This window comes from Klebsiella sp. MS 92-3, assembly GCF_000195655.1.
Classification (GTDB): Bacteria; Pseudomonadota; Gammaproteobacteria; order Enterobacterales; family Enterobacteriaceae; genus Klebsiella; species Klebsiella pneumoniae.
The window spans coordinates 274-4,681 of the sequence record NZ_GL882852.1 but is presented as its reverse complement, the minus strand read 5'-3'; the positions used below and the strand labels follow the sequence as shown (position 1 = coordinate 4,681).

Below are 4,408 nucleotides of genomic sequence, written 5' to 3'. Positions count from 1 at the left end.
CCTTTGCCCAGGCGGCGCAAGCCGATCTGGTCTACCTTGCCCACTCCCCCGCTAACCCGAAAACGGAAGCGATTGTGGTGCCTGAACAGTCGGCAATCCACAGCGTGGCCGACCTGAAGGGCAAGCGCGTGGGGTTGAACAAGGGGTCTGATGTCAACTACCTGCTGGTTGCCGCACTGGAAAAAGCGGGCCTCAGCTATAAAGACATCACCCCGGTCTATCTGCCGCCGGCGGACGCCCGCGCCGCTTTCCAGCGCGGGGCGATTGATGCGTGGGTGATCTGGGATCCGTTCCTCGCAGAAGTGGAAACCAACGCGAAAGCCCGACAGATCCGCAATGCCGAGGGGCTGGTGCCGCACTACACCTTCTATCTCGCCAGCCGCAAGTTTGCAGATACCTACCCGGAGACAGCAAAGCAGGTGGTGGATGAGCTGGGTAAACTCAGCGCGTGGGCGAACAGCCATCAGGACGAGGCCGCCGGGCTGCTGTCGACCTCAACCGGACTGGATAAAGCCATCTGGCTGAAGACCCTGGCCCGCCTGCCCTACGGTGCCGAACGCATGACCCCGGCGGTGTATAACGAACAGCAGGCGCTGGCGGATACCTTTACGCGCATCGGCCTGCTGCCGGTGAAAGTCGACGTGCGCAGCGCCACCTGGTCGCTGGATAAACCTTGATTTTCCTGACGACGGGAAGCACTGCGCCTCCCGTCGCCGACAGGCTTACCCCGCCGTTTTCTCACCATTGCCTATCTGCCAGATAAAGGTGGGCGCTTCACCGTTCACCAGCCAGTTACCGATATTACGTGCCTTATAAATCACCGGATTATGCGAGGCAACCGTCCGCGCATTGCGCCAGTGGCGATCCAGCGCAAGGCGAGTTCGCGTATCCGACGCCCCGAGGGCATTAAACAGCTCCGTCGCCGCCCGCGGGATCCAGTCGCTGGCGATCACCTGCGCCTGCGCCGCTTCCACTTCCGCCAGCTGGTTACGCCGGGCAATCAATGCTTCGTCGTCGCTGACGTGCGCCACATAGGCCTGCTGCAGCGATTCCGCGGCCTGCAGGACCGCGGCCCGGGTCGCCCATGCCCAGCTGCTGATCTGCCCAACGACCTGCAGAACCTGGGCGTCATCGCGCGGCACGGCGGCGTTGCCGTGGCTGTACATCCGGGAACGATGTTTGACGCCCTGCGCGGCATCCCGCTCAACCGCCAGGCCAATGCCCGCGAGGGTCGCCAGCAGCACATGCTGGTAGAAGGCGGTCTGATAGCGAAAGCGCTGGGCAAAATCATAGACATGTTCGGTTTCCACCCGAGCGCCGGTAAAGCGGGTGGTCCCGCTGCCGGTCAACCGCTGGCCAAAGCCATCCCAGTCATCTTCCCGCACCACGCCGGTCTGCTGGGTGCTGACCAGGGCTATCACATCGCTGGCGGTATCACTGCGCCGGGCAAACACATCGATCCAGTCGGCGTACAGCGCGCCGGTGCTGTAAAACTTCTCGCCGTCGAGTCGCCAGCCGCCCTCTGCCGGCGTCACTCTGGTGTTCACCTCTCCCAGCTTAACCGCGCCGATCTCCGTCCAGCCGCTGCCCACCAGCTCACCGTCGAGGAAGCGACGAAACCAGCGGTCGCGCCCGGCGGAATCCGGCTGATTCAGCTGATCTTCCACAAAGGCAAAGTGCGCGCGCAGGGCCTGCGGCAGGTTAGAGTCCGCTTGCGCCAGCTCGATCAGCAGCGCGCTGAGCTGCGGCAGCGAAGCGCCCCAGCCGCCCTTCTCACGCGGGATACGCAGCGTGCCGAAGCCCGCTTCTTTCAGCCAGCGGATCGGCTCATCGGGCAGAATGCGCTGCTGTTCGCGCTCCGCAGCGCCCTGGGCGATACGGGTGAATATCGGGCGGAAGGCGGCCGCCAGCGCGTCATAATCGGTGCCAGTGGAGAGCAGGGTCATTGTCAGTTCCTTATTCATGAAGTGCGTCGATATCTTCTCGCGTCGGTTCATGACGGACCGCCAGCAGGAAGAAAATGGGAATAATGGCGGCAAGCGAGACCACCCAGAACATCTGCGTGCCGAGGGAGGCCTGCAGCAGCGGCAGAATAAACAACGCCAGCGCGCTGCCGATCCCGGAGAGTGCCCGGCTGAAACCGACCCCGGTGGCGCGAATGGCAGTAGGATAGGAGAGCGCCGGGTAGATCATCAGCTGCGCCCCCGGGCCAAACCCTTCGGCGAACAGCCACAGCCCCAGCATCGCGATAGCCAGCACGATACCTGCCGTCGCGTGCGGTTGCCCCACCAGCGCCAGCACAATCAGCGCCACAAACTGCAGGGCGAAGCCGGCTATCGCCACATGACGCGAAGGATATTTCCACGCCAGATGCATACCGAGCAGCCCACCGGTAAAAGCAAACAGGGCGTTCAGCCCCAGCGATGCCGAAATAGTTTCGAAGACGCCAGCCCCGAGGAACTGGGCAAGAATTGACGGCAGGAAAAAGGCAATCGCCGTGTACTCGAAGGAGATACAGATATTCATCACCCCGGCGACGATAGTCCGCTCGCGGTAGGGTTTTTCGAACAGCACGCGGAAGCTCACTTTCGGCGCTGGCGCGGGCTTCGCCGCCGGGACCTCATGGGCATGGATCCCCCAGGAGTCGCGTAAAATACGCACTGCAGAGGTCAGATCGCCCTGGTTCGCCGCCCACAGCGGGGATTCATTCATAAATCGACTGCGGACGGCAATAATCAGCAGTGCCGGCACGGCGCCGAACAGCAGGGAGGCGCGCCATAGCCAGTCAAGATGCTCCTGCGGCAGCAGGAAATAGAGGCCGAAGATAATGAGAAAGCAGACGGTTGAGGCGGCGTACCACATCGGGCACCACGCCGCGAGGCGAGCCGCTTTGTTGCCTTTGCCGGCAAAGCGGGAAAACTCGGCCAGATAGGACATCGCTACCGGCAGGTCGATGCCAACGCCGATGCCCATCAGGAAACGGGCGCCAATCAACACCCAGACGTTCGGCGCCAGCCCGGCGGCGATAGCCGAAATCACGAAAAAGAACATATCGGCCATAAAAACCGAATAGCGACCATATTTATCGGTCAACCAGCCGCCGATAATATTGCCGACGATAGTCCCGACCATAATGGACGAAGTCACCAGGCCGGTCAGCAGCGGTGAGAGCTGAAATTCACGTACAACGTCATCAATACCGTAGGAGAGCGTGGTTAAGTCATATGCGTCGAGAAAAACGCCCCCCAGCGCGAGGAAGACAATCATCCGCGCATATTTCGCATGTTCCTTGCCGGAATTAATTAGCCGCGCCACATCCCCGACGCTACTGACCGGTACCGAAGCGATACCGGGATTATCCACTGGTAATGTACTCATTTTTTCACCTTATTATTTTGTGCAGGTCATCAGCGGTTATAGACCGCGCGCGACGAGAATCAAAACAACAAATCATTCTATAAAAATCAATATAATCAATAAGTTAACAAATATCACCAGCACAAAAAGGACGCGCTTTCACGCATCCTCAAGGGAAATAAATAACAACGAAAATAGACGTCGTGCAGGACGCTTATTCCGCGGACACTGGAACTAATACGTCTTTTACCAGCGGGTCATCGGTGGTTTTTAACCACGTCTGGATCCGCGGATCAGAAAAAGCCTGTTTTAATTTGACGATATTTTCCTGCGATAAATACGGTGTACCAATCACTAATTGCGAAGCAAAGGTGCGCGGCGCCGGCGGGAATAATATGCCTTTCTCACGCGGCACTTTCCCGGCGTCAAATTGCGAGACATAGCCGATGGCGGCATCCACCGAATTTAACGCCCGCGGCATGGTCAGCAGATCCAGCTCTTTAAAGACAAACTGATGCGGGTTACCGACAATATTTTTCAGCTTCGCCGTGCGTGGCTCCACCGCCGGGTCGAGCGAGATCAACCCAATGCGCTGGAGCAGCCACAGGGCCTGCCCCTGATTGGCGCCATCGTCAGGCACGACAATGGTCGCGCCGTTGGGCAACGCCTGTACCGACGAGTAGCGGTCGGAATAGATGCCAAACGCCCACTGGAACACCGGCACCGTGGTCGACAGCGCAAAGCCGTTAGCGTCCACCACCTGTTTAAGCCACCACTGATGCTGATAGATCGTCCCGGCATACTGACCTTCCGCTACCGCGCGGTCAGCCTGGACCGGATCCTGCACCCCCACCGCCTCCAGTTTCAGACCGTAATCGGGCGCAATATGCTGATTAATATACTCAATGATCCGCTGCTCGCCGGCCATCGCCGGCTCGTAGTGAATTTTTAACGTGCTGCCGAAGACCACCTGCTGGCTTTGGGTATGTCCCCGCCACCACCAGAAGGCGATGGCGAGCAGGATAATCACCGCCAGCGCCGCCCCCCCGGG

The 4,408-nt window shown here is 59.8% G+C and carries 4 protein-coding genes; 1 reads left to right on the top strand and 3 read right to left on the bottom strand.

Annotated elements, in window-relative coordinates; genetic code table 11:
• Positions 1-677, top strand: a 677-nt coding sequence (locus HMPREF9538_RS30515) for an aliphatic sulfonate ABC transporter substrate-binding protein (RefSeq protein WP_009486021.1), incomplete at its 5' end; no start/stop codon positions are given.
• A 45-nt stretch (positions 678-722) separates the two neighbouring features.
• Here HMPREF9538_RS30515 and HMPREF9538_RS05085 read toward each other — a convergent pair.
• The 3 genes from HMPREF9538_RS05085 to HMPREF9538_RS05095 all read right to left on the bottom strand — a co-directional run bounded on the left by HMPREF9538_RS05085 (position 723) and on the right by HMPREF9538_RS05095 (position 4,393).
• Positions 723-1,946, bottom strand: coding sequence for an acyl-CoA dehydrogenase family protein (locus HMPREF9538_RS05085; RefSeq protein ID WP_004890080.1), 1,224 nt, complete (start codon positions 1,944-1,946; stop codon positions 723-725).
• Positions 1,947-1,956: 10 nt separating this feature from the next.
• On the bottom strand, positions 1,957-3,378 hold the full coding sequence (locus tag HMPREF9538_RS05090) for an MFS transporter (RefSeq protein ID WP_004149572.1): 1,422 nt from the start codon (positions 3,376-3,378) through the stop codon (positions 1,957-1,959).
• A 193-nt stretch (positions 3,379-3,571) separates the two neighbouring features.
• A complete protein-coding gene (locus HMPREF9538_RS05095; RefSeq protein ID WP_050541599.1) occupies positions 3,572-4,393 on the bottom strand; it encodes a MetQ/NlpA family ABC transporter substrate-binding protein in 822 nt (273 codons plus the stop codon).
• Between the last annotated feature and the right edge of the window lie 15 nt (positions 4,394-4,408).